Raw genomic sequence first — 18,704 nt, 5'->3', positions numbered from 1 at the left:
TCAGCCGGCCCGGCGCCGGGCCGGCACCACGGCGACGGCGACCGCCACCAGCGTCAGGACCGCACCGAGCACGGTGTTCCAGCCCGGCCGCCCCGCCTCGGCCGGGACGATCGTGTCCACCAGCAGCGCGCCGGTGACCTGCCCGGCGATCATGCCCAGGCCGAGCAGCAGCACGCCTGTGTAGCGCACCACGGCGGCGCCCAGCGCGATGAAGACGATGCCCAGGGTGCCGCCCACGTAGAGCCACCAGGGACCGCGGGGCAGGTGCTCCGGCAGGCCGCCGATCGCCACCGAGACCACGAACGCGACCAGCAGCACCGCCGTACCCATGAAGAAGTTGACCAGGCCCGCCACCATCGCGCTGCCGGAGACCAGCCGGACGTGGCCGTTGACCGCCTGCTGCCAGGCGATGCCGAGGCCCGCCAGCAGCGGCAGCACGGCCAGCGCCAGCGCGCTCGGGTGCCCGATCCGGTCGCCGACCGCCAGCAGCACCGCGCAGACGGTCAGCACGGCCCCGGCCAGCCGCGGCGTCGTCACCGGTTGCGGGCCGGCCGGGCCCGCGCCCGCCCGGTCGACCAGCAGGCTGCTCGACGACTGGCCGGCGACCAGGGCGACGATGAAGACCGCCACCCCGAGCGTCGGCACGGTCAGGCCCTGGGTGGCGACCAGGAAACCGCCGCACATCCCGCCGACGCACTGCCACGGGCGGATCCGTCGCTCGCGCAGGGCGGTGTGCAGGTGGCCCAGCCCGGCCCGGCCGGCCGGCAGCAACGGCACGAGCACGGCCAGCACCAGCAGGCCGGAGCCGAACGAGATGGTGGCGGCGCCGATCGGGTCGGCCAGGCGTACGGCCAGCTCGCCGTTGATCCTCGACTGCACGGCCAGCGCGACCCCGGCGACCACCGCGAGGCCCACGCCGCCGGCCTTCCGCCCGGTCGGGACAAGGGGCGGAGCAGTCGAGGTCTGGGTCACTCCCGCACCGTCGGCAGGTGCCCGTCGAAGTCCACCGCGGAGTAGAGCGCCAGCTTCTCCAGCCGGTGGTACGAGTCGATGACCCGGATCGTGCCGCTCTTGGACCGCATCACGATCGACTGGGTGTGCGCCCCACCGGACCGGTAGCGCACCCCCTTGAGCAGGTCCCCGGAGGTCACGCCGGTGGCCACGAAGAAGCAGTTGTCGCCGGTGACCAGGTCGTTGGTGGTCAGCACCCGGTCCAGGTCGTGCCCGCCGGCCCGGGCCTTCTCCCGCTCGGAGTCGTCCAGCGGCCAGAGCTTCGCCTGGATCTCGCCGCCGAGGCACTTCAGCGCGCAGGCCGCCGTGATGCCCTCGGGCGTGCCGCCGATGCCCATCAGCACGTCGACGTCGGACTCGGTCCGCGCCGCCGAGATGGCGCCGGCGATGTCGCCGTCGGAGATGAACTTGATGTTGGCGCCGGCCGCCCGGACCTCCTCGACCAGCTTCTGGTGCCGGGGCCGGTCCAGGATGCACACGGTCACGTCGGAGACGCTGGAACGCTTGGCCTTGGCGATCCGCCGCAGGTTCTCGGTGGCGCCCGCGTTGATGTCGATCACGTCGGCGCAGTCCGGCCCGACGGCGATCTTCTCCATGTAGAAGACGGCGCTCGGGTCGAACATCGCACCGCGCTCGGCGACCGCCAGCACGGCGACCGCGCCCGGCATGCCCTTGCTCATCAGCGTCGTGCCGTCGACCGGGTCGACCGCCACGTCCACCTCCGGACCGGTGCCGTCACCGACCTCCTCGCCGTTGAACAGCATCGGGGCGTTGTCCTTCTCACCCTCGCCGATCACGACGACGCCGCGCATCTGGATCGAGTTGATGAGCTTGCGCATGGCGTCGACGGCGGCGCCGTCGCCGCCCTCTTTGTCACCCCGGCCGACCCAGCGGCCGGCGGCCATCGCGGCGGCTTCGGTGACGCGGACCAGGTCCAGGGCGATGTTGCGGTCGAGATCCTGCGGGTTCTGGGCTACGGGCATGGAAAGGCCTCCTCGCGACGGTGCGGGTGTGGTGCACCGATCCTCACACGTGGCTGTGCGCGAAGTCCCGTGTCCGCGACATGGTTAACAATGGTGAGGTGGCCACCCCTGAAGCAGCACCGGCGCCCGACGCGGCCGCCGAGCCCGTCACCGTCGGCAAGCGCGGCGGCCGATCCCCGCGGGACATGGCGATGTCACTCGCCGTCCTGCTGGTGCCGATCGCGCTGCTGTTGATCTTCTACCGGGTCGTGCTGGACGGCGACAAGCCGATCAGCGTCGACGCCGGGCCGACCATCCAGCAGGCGCGCAGCGCGGCCGCGTTCCCGGTGGTCCTGCCGCAGGGCCTCGGCGACGACTGGCACACGGTGAGCGCCACCTTCAAGCGCGACGCCGACGGGGCCACGCTGCGGATCGGCTACGTCGACCCGGACAGCGACCCGATCCAGCTGGTGCAGAGCAGCACCCCGACCGCGAAGCTGCTGCCGGTCGAGCTGGGTGACGACCCGAAGGCGGTCAGCACCTACCGCGACGGCGCCCGGACCTGGCAGCGCTACGACGCCCGCGAGGGCGAGAACGCCCTGTTGCTGCTGGAGAAGGGCCGCACGATCATCGTGGTCGGGATGGCCGGCTCGGAGCGGCTGGAGAGCTTCGCCGCGTCACTCGGCTGAGCGGGCGGCCCGGGCCGCCTCGATGCGTTCCCGGGCGCCGTCCAGCCAGCGCTGGCAGACGTCGGCCAGCTTCTCGCCGCGCTCCCACAGCGCGAGCGACTCCTCGAGCGAGCTGCCGCCCTGCTCCAGCCGTTCCACCACCGTCGCCAGCTCGGTCCGGGCCTGCTCGTAACTGAGTTTTTCGTCCGTCATTCCTGCACTCCCGCTCGCAGTTCACCGTCGGCCAGCCGTACCCGGAGGATGTCGCCCGGCGCCACCTCGCCGGCCGCGCGGACCACGTGGCCGTCCTCGGCCCGTTGCACGATCGCGTACCCGCGCTCCAGCGTGGCCCGCGGCGACAGCGCCCGCAGCCGGGCCAGGGTGTGCCGCAGGTCGTCGTCGGCGCGGCGCAGCCGCTGGTCCAGGCTGCGGGTGGCCCGGTCCCGCAGCCCGTGCACGTCGGCGGCCCGCTGGTCCACCAGCACCTCGGGGCGGGCCAGCACCGGCCGCGACCGCCAGGACTCCAGCCGGTGCGCCTCCCGGTCCACCAGGGTGATCACCGCCCGGTCCAGCCGGCGGCGGGCCTGCTGGATCAGGGTGGTCTCCTCGCCCAGGTCGGGCACGATCCGCTTGGCCGCGTCGGTCGGGGTGGACGCGCGCACGTCGGCCACGTAGTCGATCAAGGGTGCGTCCGTCTCGTGGCCGATCGCGCTGACCACCGGCGTCCGGCAGCCGAACACCGCCCGGCACAGCGCCTCGTCGGAGAACGGCAGCAGGTCCTCGACGCTGCCACCGCCGCGGGCCAGCACGATCACGTCCACCGTGTCGTCGTTGTCCAGCACCTTGAGCGCGTCGATGATCTGCGGCACCGCGGTCGGCCCCTGCACCGGCACGTTGATCACCCGGAAGTCCACGGACGGCCAGCGCCGGCGGGTGTTCATCAGCACGTCGCGCTCGGCCGCGGAGGCCCGGCCGGTGATCAGCCCGACCCGCTGCGGCAGGAACGGCAGCCGGCGCTTGCGCTCGCGGGCGAACAGGCCCTCGGCGCCGAGCAGCTTCTTCAGCCGTTCCAGCCGGGCCAGCAGCTCGCCGAGGCCGACCTGGCGGATCTCGTCGGCGCGCAGGCTCAGCGAGCCGCGGGCCGGGTAGAACTCGGGCTTGGCGTGCAGGGTGACCCGGGCACCCTCGGCGAGCTCGGGGGCGCCGGCGTCGAGCACGTCGCGGTGGGCGGTGACGGTCAGGCTCAGGTCGGCCGACGGGTCCCGCAGGGTCAGGAACACCACGCTGGCCCCGGGGCGGCGGCTGATCTGCGCGACCTGGCCGTCCACCCACACCCAGCCCAGCTTGGCGACCCAGGCGCCGATCTTCTGGCTGACCACCCGGACCGGCCAGGGCTCCTCGGCGCTCGACTTCGCGGGCTGCTCGGGCTGACTCACCGGGCCAGCCTACGGGCGGCTACCCGCCGGCACCGCCGCGGTGCTGGGTGATCCGGCGCGTCAGCGTCACCAGGACCAGCACGACCAGGCCCGCATACCCCCAGAAGAGCAGATCGGCCAGCAGGTGCTGGCTGTCCAGGTGCCAGCTGCCGCCCTCGGCGCGGGCCAGGAAGGCGAACGGGTAGCCGTGCCGCACCGCGAAGCCGGACATGCAGCACGCCGCGGTGTTGACCGGCAGCGCGCTGACGAGCGTCCCGGCGATGAGCACCGCGCCACCGGTGCTGCCGGCCACCGGCCCGGTGCCGGCGGCCTCGGGGTCGACCACGATCAGCAGCGCCCCGCCGATCAGCAGCACGGCGTGGAAGAGCAGGTACGCGCGTTCGGGCGCCCGGTCCAGCTCGGTGAGCAGGTTCAGGACGGCGATGGCGACGCTGAACCAGCCGACGAGCAGCCGCAGCCCGGCGCTGATGGAGTCCCACCGGCCGGGGGCCCTGCCGGCCTCGCCCGTCGTGCCCATCGCCCGAGTATCACGCCCGGCGCCCTGGTCACGGGCCAGAACCGGCTCAGCGAGCGGGCTCCGGGGCCGGCGCCTCGCGGCGGGCGAGCCCGGCGGCGGCCACGAGCAGCACGCCGGCGAGTGCCCAGACGTACAGGTCCGCCGCGAGGTTCACCGCGTCGATCTGCCAGCCCGACTGCTCGGCGACCTGCCGGGCGGTCGCCGGGTCGCCGCCCAGCCCGCCCCGGGAGAGCCAGGCGGACGGCCAGCCCCGGCTGGCCACGTACACGTACATGCCGCCGAGCTGGGTGCTCTCGGTGAGGGCGCCGGCGAGGGTGCCGGCCGCGGCCGTGGTGGCGGTCACCGCCGCGGTGAGCCGGCCGGGCAGCGGCACGCGGTGCGGCATCAGCAGCACCAGGCCGGCGCCGGCCAGCACCCCGCCCACGATCAGGTCGGCGACCGGCCGCGGTGCGCCCAGGGTGAGCAGGATCCAGGTCAGGCCGCCGACCAGGCTCACCGCGCCGAGCACACCCCGTACGGCGGCGCCGGCCCGGCCCCGCGTCGTCTGTCGTATCGCATCCACCGCACGAGTATGCCGGGGCAGCTGTGGCGCCCGTCGCAGCTCTGCTGGTGGCTGCCGCGGGCACGTACCATGGCCGGGTGACTGCCGACCCGATCAGCCCTGTCCGCAAGCGTGTGCTCCTCGCCAAGCCGCGGGGATACTGCGCCGGCGTCGACCGCGCCGTGCAGACCGTCGAGGAGGCGCTCAAGCTCTACGGCGCACCGGTCTACGTCCGCAAGCAGATCGTGCACAACAAGCACGTGGTCACCACGCTGGAGAGCCTCGGCGCGATCTTCGTGGAGGAGAACGAGGAGGTCCCCGAGGGCTCGACCGTCGTGTTCTCCGCCCACGGGGTGGCGCCGGAGGTGCACGAGCAGGCCCGCGAGCGCAACCTCAAGGCGATCGACGCGACCTGCCCGCTGGTCACCAAGGTGCACCACGAGGCGAAGCGGTTCGCCGCCGAGGACTACGACATCCTGCTGATCGGGCACGAGGGCCACGAAGAGGTCATCGGCACCGCGGGCGAGGCGCCGGCGCACATCCAGCTCGTCGACGGCCCGGAGGACGTGGCAAACGTGGTCGTGCGCGACCCCGCCAAGGTCGTCTGGCTCTCCCAGACCACGCTGTCGGTGGACGAGACGATGGAGACCGTGGCCCGGCTCAAGACCCGGCTGCCGCTGCTCCAGTCGCCGCCGAGCGACGACATCTGCTACGCCACCTCCAACCGCCAGCACGTGATCAAGGAGATCGCCCCGGAGTGCGACGTGGTGATCGTGGTCGGCTCCACCAACTCGTCAAACTCGGTGCGCCTGGTCGAGGTGGCGCTCGGCGCCGGCGCGCGGGCCGGTCACCTGGTCGACTACGCCAGCGAGATCCAGGACGAGTGGCTGGCCGGCGCGACCACCGTGGGCGTCAGCTCGGGCGCCAGCGTGCCCGAGGATCTGGTCATGGAGGTGCTCGCGCACCTGGCCGACCGCGGCTTCGGCGAGGTGACCGAGTTCACCACCGCCGAGGAGCGGCTGACCTTCTCGCTGCCGCAGGAGCTGCGCCGCGACATCAAGGCCGCGGCCGCGCTAAAGAAGTCGGCTGCTGTCGTCGAATAGCTCCGGCGCCTGGGGCTGGCGCGGGGTCAGCTCCACCTGGGCCGGCACGGCCAGCTCGTCGTCCGAGACGCCCATCTCGGCCAGCTTGCGGGCGCTGACCAGCACCCGCGACTCCAGCGACCCGACCGCCTTGTTGTACGCCGTCACCGCCCCGCCCAGCGAGCTGCCCAGCTTGCCGACGTGCTCGCCCAGGGTGGCCAGCCGGCCGTACAGCTCGCGGGCCAGGCTGTGCACGGCCAGCGCGTTGCGGGCCAGCGCCTCCTGCCGCCACGAGTACGCCACCGTGCGCAGCAGCGCGACCAGCGTCGCCGGGGTCGCCAGCACCACGTTGCGGCTGAACGCGTGCTCCATCAGGGTGGCGTCGCGTTGCAGGGCCGCGTCCAGGAACGGGTCGGCCGGCACGAACAGCACCACGAAGTCGGGCGTCTGGTCGAAGGCCGTCCAGTAGGCCTTGGCCGACAGCGCGTCGACGTGCCCGCGCAGCACCCTGGCGTGCTGGTCCAGATGGGAGTCACGGGTGCGCTCGTCGCGGGCCTCCATCGCGGACAGGTACGAGTCGAACGGCGCCTTCGCGTCGACCACCACCGACCGCCCGCCGTGCAGCCGCACCAGCATGTCGGGGCGTACGCCCTGGTGGTCGGTGCTGCCGGTGACCTGCTCGGCGAAGTCGCAGTGCTCCAGCAGCCCGGCCGCCTCGACGATGCGGCGCAGTTGGTGCTCGCCCCAGCGGCCCCGGACCTGCGGCGCCCGCAACGCCGCGACCAGCTGTTTCGTCTCGGTGCGCAGCTCGCCGGAGACCGCGCCCATCGCGCGCACCTGCTCGCGCAGCTCCGCGTAGGCGTCGACCCGGTCGCGTTCCAGCTCGGTCACCCGCTGCTCGTAGCGGCGCAGCGTCTCGTGCAGCGGGGCCACCGCCCGGGCGACCGCCTCCTGCGACTGCGCCGTCGACTCGTAGGACAGTGACCGCAGCGACGACTCCAGCCGGGCCTCGCCGTCCCGGCCCGCCTGCAGGGTCGCCTCGAGCCGCGCGATGTCGGTGGCGGCGCGCAGCCGCGCGGCCAGCCAACCGAGCGCGGCACCGACCCCCAGACAGATGAGCACCACGGCGAGCGTCGAGAAGGTCACCCCCGGAGCTAACCAGAAGGGTGCGACGAGATCGGCGAGGGTACCGTCGAGACATGAAGGTGTTTCTGCTGCTGGCGCTGATCATCGTTGTCGTTCTCGTGATCATCGTGGCCACCCGGCGGAGCGGGGCCACCCGGGCGCAGGGCCGGCTGGAGGACGCCCGCGCCGAGGCCCAGCGCTGGTACGAGCGGCTCGGCGGCCAGGTGCTGAACCTGCACGGCGACGACCCGGCGGCCCGGCAGGCGCTGGCCGACGCGAGCGAGCGCTACAACGCGGCCGGCGGCCAGCTCCAGCAGGCCAGGTCGGTACGGCAGTTCGAGTTGGCCCGGGAGTCGGCCCTGGAAGGGCTGGCGTACGTGCGCGCGGCCCGCACCGCGATGGGCATCGACCCGGGCCCGGAGCTGCCGCCGCTGGCCAGCGCGCAGGGCGCCGGACAGCTCACCCGGGAACGTGAGGTCAACGTCCAGGGGCACCAGTACAAGGCAGGCCCGCAGCCGGGCGCCGACACGCCGTACTACTACCCGGGCGGCCGGGTGCAGGGCCGGCCGGTGCCGGCGGGCTGGTATTCCACGCCGGTCTGGAAGACGGCGCTCGGCGCCGGCGTCGGCGTGCTCGGCGGCATGCTGATCTTCGACGCGCTGCTCTCGCCGGGCTTCGGCGACATGGGCTACGGCGACGGCTACCAGGACGGCTTCCAGGACGCCGCGGGCGGCGGCGACATCGATCAGGCCGGCGACATCGATCAGGCCGGTGACTTCGGCGGCGGTGACTTCGGCGGTGGGGATTTCGGTGGGGACTTCTGAGCTCAGTGCATGCGGCGGGCCAGCTCGCGGCGGAGCGCCCGGGGGCCCGGCCATACCTGGGTGAGGTCGGCGGTGAAGGCGGGTCGGCCCAGCGGGTCGGCCTCGTCGTCGACGATCGCCGGCCAGCCCTCGTCGGCCCCCGAGACCGGGTGCACCCGGTCCAGGTCGACCGGGGTGACGTCCAGCACCGTGCGCAGGCCCTCCCGGCGCACCACCACGTGGTCGATGTCCGGCCAGGCCAGCAGCACCGGGTCGCTGCCCTGCGCGGCCAGTTCCAGCCCGCCGGCCGACGCCCGCACCCAGGTGCTGAGCGCCGACCGCGAGGTCAGGGAGTAGGCGCCGGCGACCAGCACCGCGACCACCGCGCCCTGGGCGAGAATCGACCACCAGGGCTCGCCGGGGGCGCCCAGCACCAACGTCACCAGCGGCGACACCATGACGTAGGCGACCAGCAGGGCGCCGGACAGCAGCGCGAACGTGCGCCACGGCGACGACCGGAACAGCACCGCGTCGTCGGCCGGGGCCTCGACGTCGTCGGGCGGGATCGACATGCTCCCTATGCTGCCGTGCCCGGGGCTTCCTCGGGCCGCGTTGGTGAGGTTGGTGGGTGGACGGCCGTTGACGTCGTTCAGAAGGCGCTGGCGATGACCAGCTCCGTTGTGCGGTCCGGGAGCATGTCGAGCTTGCCGATCCGGCCCGCGGCCTTGAGGTCGTCCTCGACCCGGGCCAGCCGTTCCAGCACCGCCGCCGGGCCGAGCGCCTCGGCGAGCGGCACCTCGGCCTTCATCGACAGCTTGCGGTCCGACTTGGCCCGGCGCACCTGGCGCAGGGCGTCGCCGGCCAGGTCGAGCAGGGTGGCGTCGCCGTCCGGGGCGACCCGGGTCAGCTCGTACTTGGTGGGCCAGGTGGAGGTGTGCACCGAGCCGTACCGCCACCAGGACCAGATCTCCTCGGTCGCGTACGGCAGGAACGGCGCGAACAACCGCACCAGCACCGACAGCCCCGCCGCCAGCGCCGCCCGGGCCGAGTCCCCGCCCGGCCCCTCCGCGTACGCCCGGTCCTTGACCAGCTCGATGTAGTCGTCGCAGAACGTCCAGAAGAACGCCTCGCTCACCTGGAGCGCGGTCGTGTGGTCGTACGCCTCGAACGCCGCCGTGGCCGCCTCCACGACCTCGGCCAGCCGGGCCAGCACCGCCCGGTCCAGTTCCGCGGTCACCGGCCGGCGCAGCGCGTCCGCCGCGCCCAGCCCGAGGGCGAACCGGGACGCGTTGAGCAGCTTGGTGGCAAGCCGCCGGCCGACCTTGATCTGCGCCGGGTCGAACGCCAGGTCGGCGCCCGGCCGCCCGTTGGCGGCCCAGTACCGCACCGCGTCGGCGCCGTTCTGCACCAGCAGATCCATCGGCGTGACCACGTTGCCCTTGGACTTCGACATCTTCTTGCGGTCCGGGTCGAGGATCCAGCCGGACAGCACCGCCGTGCGCCAGGGCAGGGTGCCCTGCGCGAGGTGCGACCGGACGATCGAGTAGAACAGCCAGGTCCGGATGATCTCCTGACCCTGCGGTCGCAGGTCCATCGGGAAGACCCGGTCGAACAGGTCGTGGTCGTCGCCCCAGCCGCCGACGATCTGCGGCGTCAGCGACGAGGTGGCCCAGGTGTCCATGACGTCGGGGTCGGCGGTGAAGCCGCCCGGGACGTCCCGCTGCTGCTCGGTGAAGCCCGGCGGACACTCCGAGGAGGGGTCGACCGGCAGTGCCGAAACGTCCGGTATGAGAAGCTGGCCGTAGTCCGGCTCGCCAGCGTCGTCGAGCCGGTACCAGACCGGGACGGGCACGCCGAAGAACCGCTGCCGGCTGACCAGCCAGTCCCCGGTGAGCCCGTTGACCCAGTGGTCGTAGCGGTGCTGCATGTGCGGCGGGACCCAGGCCAGCTCGCGGCCCCGGGCCAGCAGCCCGTCCCGCAGCTCTTGGTCGCGTCCGCCGTTGCGCAGGAACCACTGCCGGCTGGTGACGATCTCCAGCGGCGAGTCGCCCCGCTCGTAGAACTTGACCGGGTGGCTGATCGGCCGTGGCTCGCCGAGCAGGTCGCCGGTCTCGGTGAGCAGCCGGACCATCTCGCGCCGGGCGGCGTTGACGGTCAGCCCGGCGAACTGCGCATAGCTGCCCGCGGGCACCCCGGCCGGCCGGTCGGGGAGAAAACGCCCGTCGCGGCCCAGGACGACGCGGGTGGCAAGGTCCAGGTCGCGCCACCAGATGACGTCGGTCAGGTCGCCGAAGGTGCAGACCATCGCGACGCCGGTGCCCTTGTCGGCCTCGGCGAGCGGGTGCGCGTACACCGGGACCTCGACGTCGAACAGCGGCGTGCGGGCGCTCCGGCCGACCAGCGGGTGGTCCGGGTGGGTGACCAGCGCGACGCAGGCCGGCAGCAGCTCCGGCCGGGTGGTGTCGACCTCGACCGGCCCGTCCGGGCCGTGGAAGCGCAGCCGGTGGTACGCGCCGGCCCGCTCCCGGTCCTCGATCTCGGCCTGCGCGACGGCGGTCCGGAAGCCGACGTCCCACAGCGTCGGCGCCTCCGACGTGTACGCCTCCCCGCGCGCCAGGTTGTCGAGGAACGCCCGCTGCGACACGGTCTGCGCACGGCTGCCGATGGTCGTGTACGTCATCGCCCAGTCGACCGACAGCCCGAGGCGCCGCCACAGCGCCTCGAACACCTTCTCGTCCTCGACGGTCAGCCGGTTGCACAGCTCGACGAAGTTGCGCCGGGACACCGGCAGCGCCTGCTTGGGCGGCGTCGCCGGGGGCTGCCACTGCGGGTCGTAGGGCAGCGACGGGTCGCAGTAGACGCCGTACACGTTCTGCACCCGGCGCTCGGTGGGCAGCCCGTTGTCGTCCCAGCCCATCGGGTAGAAGACGGCCTTGCCGCGCATCCGCTGGAACCGCGCGACCGTGTCGGTGTGCGTGTAGGAGAAGACGTGCCCCATGTGCAGCTCGCCCGATACGGTCGGCGGAGGGGTGTCGATCGCGTATACGTCCGCCCGCGCCTTGCTGCGGTCGAACGTGTACGTGCCCTCCTCCTGCCAGCGGCGCGCCCACTTCTCCTCGAGGCCGTCCAGCGACGGTCGCTCGGGCAGACCGGCGCGCGCGGTCCGTGCCGTATCAGTCATGCCGCGATGCTACGGCCCTGCTCGTGCCGCAGCAGCCAGGTTTTGACGTCGAGTCCCCAGCGGTAACCGCGCAGCGTGCCGTCGGTGCCGAGGACCCGGTGGCAGGGCACGAACAGGGCGACGGCGTTGCGGGCGCAGGCGGTCGCCGCGGCGCGCACCGCCGCCGGCCGCCCGGCCAGCTCGGCGAAGCCGGTGTAGGTCACCGGCTCGCCCGGCTTGATCTCCCGCATGACCTGCCAGGCGTGCGCCAGGAACGGCCCGCCGGTCCGCTGCTCCACCGGTACGGCGTCCAGCGCCGCGAGATCACCCTCCAGATAGGACCGCACCACCGCGCCGACCCCGCCCGCGTCCGCCGCGGGTTGCGCCTCCTCCCGCAGCGCCGGATGGACGAGCGCCAGCAACAGCGGCAGCTCCGTGGTGAACCCGGCGGCGCGGACCGCGCCGGCCGGGCTGACCACGTAGGTGAACGGGCCGGCCGGGGTGTCGAGGGTCGAATACCGCATCATGCTGATCTCCACAGTCTCATCAGGGCGTAGGAGCGCCAGGGCCGCCAGCTTTCGGCGTGCGCGGCCAGCGCCTTGGGGGAATCGGGCAGGCCGAGCGCGCGGGCGCCGCGCCGGACCGCCACGTCGGTGGGCAGGAACACGTCCGGGTCGCCGATGGCCCGCATGGCCACGTAACCGGCCGTCCAGTCGCCGACGCCGGGCAGCTCGAGCAGCCGGGCGACGGATTCCGCCCGGTCGGCGCCGGGTTCCAGGTCGAGCTTGCCGTCGGCGACGACCTGGGCCAGCGCCCGGATGGTCCCCCGGCGGGCGGCCGGCATCCGGAACGCGGCGTCGGGCAGCTCGGCGACGGTTCCGGCGCTCGGGAAGCCGCGCAGCTCGCCGGGGGCGGCCGGGGTCAGCAGCCGGCTGAGTGTCAGCCGGGCGCCGGCGACCGAGACCTGCTGGCCGACGATCGCGCGGACCGCCAGCTCAAAACCGTCGACCGCGCGGGGCACCCGTACCCCCGGCTCGGCGCGGACCGCCGCGGCCAGCGCGGGATCGGCACCCAGCAGGCCGTCGACGGCGACCGGGTCGGCGTCCAGGTCGAACAGCCGCCGGCAGCGGGCGACCGCGGGCGCGAGGTCGCGGACGTCCGCGAGCCGCAGCGTCGCGGAGACCCAGCGGTCACCCGGCGTGAGCGCGACGGTCGCGCTCCCGTGCGGCAAGGTCAACCCCCGCCGGTACGTCGTGAGGTCGCACTCCTCGATGCCCGGCAGCGTCCGGGCCGCCAGGAACCCGAGCAGCGCCCCGGCGTGCAGGGGTGCCCGGAACGCCAGCCGCAGGCTGATCGTGCCCGCCTCGGGGTGCCGGGTGGTCCGGCGGTCCCGCAACGCACTCGGCGACCGCGCGTACACCTGGAGGATCGTGTCGTTGAACTGCCGCACGCTGCCGAAGCCCGCGGCGAAGGCGATCTCGGCCAGGCCGAGGTCGGTCGTCTCGATCAGGATGCGCGCGGTCTGGGCGCGCTGGGCCCGGGACAGGGCCAGCGGGCCGGCGCCCAGCTCGGCCGTGAGCAGCCGGTTCAGGTGCCGCTCGGTGTAGCCGAGCCGGCCGGCCAGGCCGGGCACGCCCTCCCGGTCGACGACCCCGTCCGCGATGAGCCGCATGGCCCGGCCGACCAGGTCGGCCCGCAGGTCCCACTCGGGGGAGCCGGGCGCGGCGTCGGGCCGGCACCGGCGGCAGGCCCGGAAGCCGCCCCGCTGCGCGGCGGCGGCGCTGGGGAAGAACGTGACGTTCTCCCGTTTGGGTGTGACGGCCGGACAGGACGGCCGGCAGTAGATGCCGGTGGTCCGCACGGCGGTGTAGAACCAGCCGTCGAACCGCTGGTCGCGGCTGTCGACGGCGCGGTAACAACGCTCGAAGTCCAACTCCATGCCACCGAGTCTGCTCCCCGCGACCGGTCCGCGGCTGGCGGGATTCGGACATTGCCGTGGCCCCGTATGCTTCGGCCGTGAGTTCCGAGAGGTTGACGCTGTCGATCGGCGCCCCGCCCGCCCAGAAGGCGTTCGGCGCCGTGTTCGGCGGGTTCTTCGCGGCGGCCGGCGCGGCGTTCGTGCTGCTGCCGTTCGTGGTGGACGGCTGGCTGGGCAGCACGTTCGGCGCGGACGAGAACTGCCCGACCTCGTCGGAGATCTCCGGCATCCCGCCGGAGCTGCTGCCCCCGTCGGTGCGCGAGTGCGTGGCGGACGGCAGCTGGTTCACCGGCGGCGACGGCTTCGGCGCGATGCGGCTGATCGGCCTGCTCGGCATCCCGTTCGTGCTGGTGGGCGGCTATCTGGTGCTCAGCGCCCTGCGCACCGCGGGCTGGCTGGAGGGCACCCGGGCGACCGTACGCGGCGCCCTGCGCACCCGCACCGTCGACCTGACCACGGCAGTGGTCACGGCCGGCGCCCGGACCTACCGCCGCCACCCGCACACCAGCCGCGAGTCGATCGAGCGGGTGCCGACCCTGACCGCCCGGGACCCGGACGGTCACCAGGTCACGATCCCGCTGCACGGGGTGGGCATGGCGCAGCTGCCGCCGCCCGAGCTGCGCGCCCTGGCCGAGGCGCTGACCGCCAACCAGGACCGCGACGCCCGCAACCTGGCGGCCCAGCTCCGCACCATGGCCGACAACCCCCTGGGGCTGACCAGCCGCTAGCTCCGGCGCTCCCCGTAGACTGGCGTGTCGTGAGCCTTACCATCGGGATCGTCGGCCTGCCCAACGTCGGCAAGAGCACCCTGTTCAACGCCCTGACCAAGAACGACGTGCTCGCCGCGAACTACCCGTTCGCGACGATCGAGCCCAACGTCGGCGTGGTCGGGCTGCCCGACGAGCGGCTGCACAAGCTGGCCGAGATCTTCGGCTCGGAGAAGATCCTGCCCGCGCCGGTGTCGTTCGTCGACATCGCCGGCCTGGTCCGGGGCGCCTCCAAGGGGCAGGGCCGGGGCAACGCCTTCCTGGCCAACATCCGCGACGCCTCGGCGATCTGCCAGGTGGTCCGGGCCTTCTCCGACCCCAACGTGCTGCACGTGGACGGCAAGGTCGCGCCCGCCGACGACATCGAGACGATCAACACCGAGCTGATCCTGGCCGACCTGCAGACGGTCGAGAAGGCGCTGCCCCGCCTGCAGAAGGAAGCCAAGCTCAAGAAGGACAAGCTCCCGGTCGTCGCGGCGGCCGAGGCGGCGTTCAAGCTGCTCGACGGGGGCACCACCCTCTACACCGGCGCCAAGGCCGCCGGCATCGAGCTGGAGCTGCTCAGCGAGCTGCACCTGCTGACCACCAAGCCCTTCCTGTACGTCTTCAACGTCGACGAGGCCGAGCTGGGCAACGCCACGTTCCTGGACGAGATGCGCGCCCTGGTCGCCCCGGCCGACGCGGTCTTCATGGACGCGAAGATCGAGTCGGAGCTCATCGACCTGCCCGAGGACGAGGCGATGGAGCTGCTGGAGTCGACCGGCCAGACCGAGCCGGGCCTCAACCAGCTGATCCGGGTCGGCTTCGACACGCTGGGCCTGCAGACGTACCTGACGGCCGGCCCGAAGGAAGCCCGCGCCTGGGTGATCCCGGTCGGCGCGACCGCACCGGAAGCGGCCGGCGTCATCCACTCGGACTTCCAGCGCGGCTTCATCAAGGCCGAGATCGTGAGCTACGACGACCTGATGGCGGCGGGCTCGATGGCGGCGGCGAAGGCGGCCGGCAAGGTCCGGATGGAAGGCAAGGACTACACCATGAAGGACGGCGACGTGGTCGAGTTCCGATTTAACGTGTGACGTTATTGACGCGGCGCGTTATGCCCGGCCGGTGATCCGTTCATTCGGAAACCGGGACACCGAGCGGCTTTGGCGACGCGAACGCGTCAGATCCCTCGATCCCCGCGTCCTCCGAACGGCCCTGAGGAAGCTCGCACTCCTCGATGCCGCGGTGACTCTCGGTGACGTGCGGGTCCCGCCGGGCAATCGCCTGGAGGCACTTAGCGGCGACCGTAAGGGTCAGCACAGCATTCGGATCAACGACCAATGGCGGATCTGCTTCGTCTGGACCGAGACCGGTCCGGAAGACGTAGAGATCGTGGACTACCACCAGGGAGGTGAACGAGATGAGCAAGTTGGCCCCGATCCACCCGGGTGAGGTGCTGATGGAGGACTTCATCGCCCCGCTCGGGATCACCCAGAACAAGGTTGCCGTCGCCATCGGCGTACCGCCCCGGCGGATCAATGAGATCGTCCACGGCAACCGACGTGTCACGGCCGACACGGCTCTCCGTCTCGCGCGCTACTTCGGCACGACGGACATGTTCTGGATCAATCTGCAGAACCGCTACGACCTTGAGGTCGAGAAGGACGCGCTCGGCGACTCCCTCGACCGCATCCGGCCGCTCCAATCGGCGTGAGCCCACACTCGCGGCTGCCACAACGTTGTTCCGCGACGTGACGTGGTTCGCCGAGGAGGGCGCGTGGCCCGCCGCAAGCTGATCCACGAAGGGACGCTGGACCTCGACAGGGAGGGGCTTTCGAAGCTGCTCTGCGGTGATCGTGTCCGGCTCAGCTCTTGCGGCCGGTTACCAGCCCATCCAGGTCGAGGTTGATCGCGAAGGGCGTCGTGGTGCGCAGCTCGTGTCGATGCGCCGACTCCGGCGAGGGCCACCTCGGCCACCAGCAACACCTAGTCGGGCAGGTAGTAAGTGCGGTCCGGGGCGTAGGACGTCGTTGTGGCGAGAAGGCCGGGTTCGGGTCGGTTCCGTTTCGCGGCAAGGGCGAACAGCAACCCGGAGACAGTCCGGCCGTGCCAGGAGCGCTGGGGAGATCATGAAGACAAGTGCTCCACTCGACCTTCGCCATGTGGCGGAGCCCTTACGGCGCCTGGGCCTTCGGCGTCCGCGGAGGTCGGGCAGGTTCTCGAAGTTCTCGCCGAGGATTTCGGGACCTCGGCTCGACCGACGCGATGCTCTCGGGCGCCCGGCAGTGGCCGACAATGCGTGACATCACCCCATATGGCGCCCGCGCCGAGGGGCAGCCGCCGACCGCCTCAAAGATCTTGGAAAGTGCACGGGTGCGGTCGACTTTCGCCATTCAGTGCCGTCGCAGCCTCAGCGGCAGCCGTCCAGCAGATCTTGGTGAGCTAGAACGTTCCAGCCACACCACACCGCTACAAGGTCCACCACCCGTGCCCCTTTCCTCCTGAGATGAACCCCTCAACCCCACTATCGCCAATGCTGCATACCGGACGAACCCGGCAACGGGCTGAATCCGGCGGGACCGTGATCCAGACATGGCGAAAGTCGAGTGCTCCATCGATCAGCTCGGTGTGACGCGGCGCTTCGGGGAGGCGGTCGAGGTCGTCGGCATACCACCCCTCGAGCCGGGGCGGCCGCATCCACTCGGGCACGGCAGCCATACCGTCACCGTAACATCGGCGCCAGCGGCCCTGGCATGCTGCGCTCCGAGGTCATGACGACCCGGCCGAACAGGAGACGAGGACCATGAGCGAACCGGTCGACGGGGTCACCTACCTGCTCATCGACGGCGAGAACATCGACTCGACGCTGGGCCAGCAGATCCTCGAGCATCGCCCGACCTCCGAGGAGCGGCCCCGCTGGGAGCGCCTGCGGCAGTTCGCCGAGGACCAGTGGGGACAGCCGGTCACCGCCCTGTTCTTCCTCAACGCGTCGTCCGGCGTGCTGCCGACGCCGTTCATCCGGGCCCTGCAGTCCATGGGCTACCGGCCGGTCCCGCTCTCCGGTGCCCCGGGCCAGAAGGTCGTGGACATCGGCATCCAGCGCACGCTGGACGCGATCGGCCGCCGCCGGGGTGACGTGCTGCTGGCGAGCCACGACGGCGATTTCCTGCCGCACATCGGCCGGCTCGTCAAGGACGAGCAGCGCCGGGTGGGCGTGGTCGGCTTCGTCGAGTTCTTCAACGCCGGCTTCGCCGACCTGGCCGGCAGCGGGCTCACGCTGTTCGACCTGGAGTTCGACGCCGGCTGCTTCACCAGCGTGCTGCCGCGCGTACGGATCATCCCGGTCGGCACCTTCGACCCCGAGGCGTTCCTGTAGGCGCGGCCGGCCGCCGAGTGGATCGACACCCCTACCGTCGGTCCATGGACTCCTCTTATCCGCGCGCTGTCCTCGGCGCCGCCCTGCAGGGACTGCTCACCGGCGTCTGGGTGGCGGCCGGTGAGCTGCCGACCGGCCGGCGCCGGCTGGTCCGGGCCGGCTCGGTGCTCAGCCTGTCCGCCGTCGCGTCGCTCGGTGACCGCGCCGCCGATGACGCCGACGACGACGACGACGACGCCGACGACGCCGACGACGCCGACGACGCCGACGACGCCGACGACGCCGACGACGCCGACGCCGACGCCGCCGACGACGCCGACGCTGACGAGGCGGACGAGCCGCCCGCGTCCTGGAATGTCGACAAGCGCAAGCTGGCCGTCACCGCCGTCTCGCTCGGGGTCTCGGCCGGCCTGATAGTCGGGCGCCGGCGGCTCGAGAAGCGCTGGCTGGCCGGCCTGACCCGGGCCGGGCACCCGCATCCGCAGCGGGCGCTGGCCCTGCGGCTGGGGCTGCTGTCGTTCGCCGGCACCCTGCCCGGCCGGCTGGTCCGGGTGCACGAGTCCCGGCGAGGGCGCTGACCTCGCCGGGGAACCGTCACAGCGGCGGGTGGCAGCTCCGCAGGTCGTCGGTGGAGCCCGGCATGCCCGCGACCGAGTACGCCACCCGGTCGGTGTCGAACTCGACGGCCTTGCCGGCCATGCCGGCGGGGTCCAGCTCGGTGGGCAGTTCGGCCTCGGTCAGGGGTTTGCCGACGTACACCGCGGTGAGGATCCCGGTGCACTCGCGCGCGCTGAAGTTCTTCGGCGGCTTGATCGTGACCGTGCGGCGCCCGTCGATCGTGACCTGTTTGCGCAGGACCGACTTCAGCTCGAAGGAGGCGTTGCCGACGAACGAGGTCAGATCGACACGCCAGAACTCCACCTGGACGGCCAGGCCCTTGCAGAGGTCGTCGACGTCGTCGTTCCCGCCCAGCACCACATTGGACGACGAGTCGGTCTCGCTCATCGCCCGCACCCAGTTGAGCGTCTGGGTCTGCGACCAGGCCGTGGTCCGCTGACAGGGCCGGGCGCTCGGTGCAACCGACCGGGACGGTGCCGGGCTGCTCGCGGCCGGCGCCGACGTGACGGCCGTGGCTGTCGCCGCTGAGCCGGCGGCCGGCTGCTCCGTGCTGCTGCATCCGGCGAGGACGAGGGCCAGAACGACGAGCGACGCGGCCCGTACCGTCGGGGGAGACATGCCCGGACCTTATCGTGGGGCGGCCCGCCGGAATGTCCACTGTCAACTGTTGGCCTTTTG

At 72.5% G+C, this 18,704-nt stretch carries 21 protein-coding genes; 9 read left to right on the top strand and 12 right to left on the bottom strand.

Annotated features, from left to right (window positions below; all coding sequences use genetic code 11):
* Together ACIBQZ_RS07210 and glpX are read right to left on the bottom strand one after the other, a co-directional pair.
* Entirely contained in the window at positions 1–972 is a 972-nt protein-coding gene (locus tag ACIBQZ_RS07210; protein WP_396087576.1) for a DMT family transporter, read from the bottom strand.
* A complete protein-coding gene (glpX, locus tag ACIBQZ_RS07205) occupies positions 969–1,994 on the bottom strand; it encodes a class II fructose-bisphosphatase (protein ID WP_396087575.1) in 1,026 nt (341 codons plus the stop codon). Before glpX ends, ACIBQZ_RS07210 begins: the two co-directional genes overlap by 4 nt.
* A gap of 98 nt (positions 1,995–2,092) precedes the next feature.
* Here glpX and ACIBQZ_RS07200 point away from each other — a divergent pair, with 98 nt between their 5' ends.
* On the top strand, positions 2,093–2,662 hold the full coding sequence (locus ACIBQZ_RS07200; protein ID WP_396087574.1) for a DUF4245 domain-containing protein: 570 nt from the start codon (positions 2,093–2,095) through the stop codon (positions 2,660–2,662).
* Here the strand turns inward: ACIBQZ_RS07200 and ACIBQZ_RS07195 are convergent.
* The 4 genes from ACIBQZ_RS07195 to ACIBQZ_RS07180 are packed head-to-tail and all read right to left on the bottom strand — an operon-like array spanning position 2,651 to position 5,156.
* Complete coding sequence (locus ACIBQZ_RS07195) at positions 2,651–2,854, bottom strand: exodeoxyribonuclease VII small subunit (protein WP_396087573.1); 204 nt, start codon at positions 2,852–2,854, stop codon at positions 2,651–2,653. The two genes, ACIBQZ_RS07200 and ACIBQZ_RS07195, sit on opposite strands and share 12 nt — an antisense overlap.
* Entirely contained in the window at positions 2,851–4,077 is a 1,227-nt protein-coding gene (xseA, locus tag ACIBQZ_RS07190; protein WP_396087572.1) for an exodeoxyribonuclease VII large subunit, read from the bottom strand. Before xseA ends, ACIBQZ_RS07195 begins: the two co-directional genes overlap by 4 nt.
* Positions 4,078–4,096: 19 nt before the next feature.
* Positions 4,097–4,594 (bottom strand): hypothetical protein, encoded by a 498-nt coding sequence (locus tag ACIBQZ_RS07185; RefSeq protein WP_396087571.1) that lies wholly within the window; start codon positions 4,592–4,594, stop codon positions 4,097–4,099.
* 46 nt (positions 4,595–4,640) lie between these two features.
* Complete coding sequence (locus ACIBQZ_RS07180) at positions 4,641–5,156, bottom strand: hypothetical protein (protein ID WP_396087570.1); 516 nt, start codon at positions 5,154–5,156, stop codon at positions 4,641–4,643.
* A 47-nt stretch (positions 5,157–5,203) separates the two neighbouring features.
* Between ACIBQZ_RS07180 and ACIBQZ_RS07175 the strand changes: the two genes are divergently transcribed.
* Positions 5,204–6,238, top strand: a complete 1,035-nt coding sequence (locus ACIBQZ_RS07175) for a 4-hydroxy-3-methylbut-2-enyl diphosphate reductase (RefSeq protein WP_396087922.1) — start codon at positions 5,204–5,206, stop codon at positions 6,236–6,238.
* On the opposite strand, the gene ACIBQZ_RS07170 is transcribed toward ACIBQZ_RS07175, so the two are convergent.
* Entirely contained in the window at positions 6,209–7,363 is a 1,155-nt protein-coding gene (locus ACIBQZ_RS07170; RefSeq protein WP_396087569.1) for a DNA recombination protein RmuC, read from the bottom strand. The two genes, ACIBQZ_RS07175 and ACIBQZ_RS07170, sit on opposite strands and share 30 nt — an antisense overlap.
* 53 nt (positions 7,364–7,416) lie before the next feature.
* On the opposite strand from ACIBQZ_RS07170, the gene ACIBQZ_RS07165 reads away from it, so the two are divergent.
* Positions 7,417–8,166: a hypothetical protein gene (locus ACIBQZ_RS07165; protein WP_396087568.1), complete on the top strand. Its 750-nt coding sequence runs from the start codon at positions 7,417–7,419 to the stop codon at positions 8,164–8,166.
* A gap of 2 nt (positions 8,167–8,168) precedes the next feature.
* On the opposite strand, the gene ACIBQZ_RS07160 is transcribed toward ACIBQZ_RS07165, so the two are convergent.
* The 4 genes from ACIBQZ_RS07160 to ACIBQZ_RS07145 form a co-directional block, all read right to left on the bottom strand.
* Positions 8,169–8,717, bottom strand: a complete 549-nt coding sequence (locus ACIBQZ_RS07160; protein WP_396087566.1) for a hypothetical protein — start codon at positions 8,715–8,717, stop codon at positions 8,169–8,171.
* A 77-nt stretch (positions 8,718–8,794) separates the two neighbouring features.
* Positions 8,795–11,326: a valine--tRNA ligase gene (valS, locus tag ACIBQZ_RS07155; protein ID WP_396087565.1), complete on the bottom strand. Its 2,532-nt coding sequence runs from the start codon at positions 11,324–11,326 to the stop codon at positions 8,795–8,797.
* A complete protein-coding gene (locus ACIBQZ_RS07150) occupies positions 11,323–11,832 on the bottom strand; it encodes a methylated-DNA--[protein]-cysteine S-methyltransferase (protein ID WP_396087564.1) in 510 nt (169 codons plus the stop codon). Before ACIBQZ_RS07150 ends, valS begins: the two co-directional genes overlap by 4 nt.
* Positions 11,829–13,244 (bottom strand): AlkA N-terminal domain-containing protein, encoded by a 1,416-nt coding sequence (locus ACIBQZ_RS07145; RefSeq protein ID WP_396087563.1) that lies wholly within the window; start codon positions 13,242–13,244, stop codon positions 11,829–11,831. Before ACIBQZ_RS07145 ends, ACIBQZ_RS07150 begins: the two co-directional genes overlap by 4 nt.
* A 77-nt stretch (positions 13,245–13,321) precedes the next feature.
* Between ACIBQZ_RS07145 and ACIBQZ_RS07140 the strand changes: the two genes are divergently transcribed.
* The 6 genes from ACIBQZ_RS07140 (at position 13,322) to ACIBQZ_RS07115 (ending at position 17,986) form a co-directional block, all read left to right on the top strand.
* Entirely contained in the window at positions 13,322–14,011 is a 690-nt protein-coding gene (locus ACIBQZ_RS07140) for a hypothetical protein (protein ID WP_396087562.1), read from the top strand.
* A 29-nt stretch (positions 14,012–14,040) separates the two neighbouring features.
* On the top strand, positions 14,041–15,126 hold the full coding sequence (gene ychF / locus ACIBQZ_RS07135; RefSeq protein WP_396087561.1) for a redox-regulated ATPase YchF: 1,086 nt from the start codon (positions 14,041–14,043) through the stop codon (positions 15,124–15,126).
* Positions 15,127–15,157: 31 nt separating this feature from the next.
* Positions 15,158–15,484 carry a type II toxin-antitoxin system RelE/ParE family toxin gene (locus ACIBQZ_RS07130; protein WP_396087560.1) on the top strand — a complete coding sequence of 109 codons (327 nt, stop codon included), beginning with the start codon at positions 15,158–15,160 and terminating at the stop codon, positions 15,482–15,484.
* Positions 15,453–15,746: a HigA family addiction module antitoxin gene (locus tag ACIBQZ_RS07125; protein WP_396087921.1), complete on the top strand. Its 294-nt coding sequence runs from the start codon at positions 15,453–15,455 to the stop codon at positions 15,744–15,746. Before ACIBQZ_RS07130 ends, ACIBQZ_RS07125 begins: the two co-directional genes overlap by 32 nt.
* A gap of 1,089 nt (positions 15,747–16,835) precedes the next feature.
* On the top strand, positions 16,836–17,408 hold the full coding sequence (locus tag ACIBQZ_RS07120) for an NYN domain-containing protein (protein ID WP_396087559.1): 573 nt from the start codon (positions 16,836–16,838) through the stop codon (positions 17,406–17,408).
* A gap of 44 nt (positions 17,409–17,452) precedes the next feature.
* Positions 17,453–17,986, top strand: coding sequence for a hypothetical protein (locus tag ACIBQZ_RS07115; protein ID WP_396087558.1), 534 nt, complete (start codon positions 17,453–17,455; stop codon positions 17,984–17,986).
* Between the two features lie 16 nt (positions 17,987–18,002).
* Here ACIBQZ_RS07115 and ACIBQZ_RS07110 read toward each other — a convergent pair whose 3' ends face one another.
* On the bottom strand, positions 18,003–18,644 hold the full coding sequence (locus tag ACIBQZ_RS07110) for a hypothetical protein (RefSeq protein ID WP_396087557.1): 642 nt from the start codon (positions 18,642–18,644) through the stop codon (positions 18,003–18,005).
* Positions 18,645–18,704: the final 60 nt, after the last annotated feature.

The organism is Actinoplanes sp. NPDC049599, from assembly GCF_044465625.1.
Classification (GTDB): domain Bacteria; phylum Actinomycetota; class Actinomycetes; order Mycobacteriales; family Micromonosporaceae; genus Actinoplanes.
The sequence above is the reverse complement of the archived record's forward strand: the minus strand, read 5'-3'. Positions and strand labels throughout refer to the sequence as shown.

What these genes read in the sequence shown, in the direction of transcription:
- ACIBQZ_RS07160 (WP_396087566.1), bottom strand. Translation starts at nt 8,717, where the DNA reads ATGTCGATCCCGCCCGACGACGTCGAGGCCCCGGCCGACGACGCGGTG.
- ACIBQZ_RS07125 (WP_396087921.1), top strand. Translation starts at nt 15,453, where the DNA reads ATGAGCAAGTTGGCCCCGATCCACCCGGGTGAGGTGCTGATGGAGGAC.
- valS (WP_396087565.1), bottom strand. Translation starts at nt 11,326, where the DNA reads ATGACTGATACGGCACGGACCGCGCGCGCCGGTCTGCCCGAGCGACCG.
- ACIBQZ_RS07120 (WP_396087559.1), top strand. Translation starts at nt 16,836, where the DNA reads ATGAGCGAACCGGTCGACGGGGTCACCTACCTGCTCATCGACGGCGAG.
- ACIBQZ_RS07115 (WP_396087558.1), top strand. Translation starts at nt 17,453, where the DNA reads ATGGACTCCTCTTATCCGCGCGCTGTCCTCGGCGCCGCCCTGCAGGGA.
- ACIBQZ_RS07195 (WP_396087573.1), bottom strand. Translation starts at nt 2,854, where the DNA reads ATGACGGACGAAAAACTCAGTTACGAGCAGGCCCGGACCGAGCTGGCG.
- ACIBQZ_RS07150 (WP_396087564.1), bottom strand. Translation starts at nt 11,832, where the DNA reads ATGATGCGGTATTCGACCCTCGACACCCCGGCCGGCCCGTTCACCTAC.
- glpX (WP_396087575.1), bottom strand. Translation starts at nt 1,994, where the DNA reads ATGCCCGTAGCCCAGAACCCGCAGGATCTCGACCGCAACATCGCCCTG.
- ACIBQZ_RS07165 (WP_396087568.1), top strand. Translation starts at nt 7,417, where the DNA reads ATGAAGGTGTTTCTGCTGCTGGCGCTGATCATCGTTGTCGTTCTCGTG.
- ACIBQZ_RS07145 (WP_396087563.1), bottom strand. Translation starts at nt 13,244, where the DNA reads ATGGAGTTGGACTTCGAGCGTTGTTACCGCGCCGTCGACAGCCGCGAC.
- ACIBQZ_RS07110 (WP_396087557.1), bottom strand. Translation starts at nt 18,644, where the DNA reads ATGTCTCCCCCGACGGTACGGGCCGCGTCGCTCGTCGTTCTGGCCCTC.
- ACIBQZ_RS07185 (WP_396087571.1), bottom strand. Translation starts at nt 4,594, where the DNA reads ATGGGCACGACGGGCGAGGCCGGCAGGGCCCCCGGCCGGTGGGACTCC.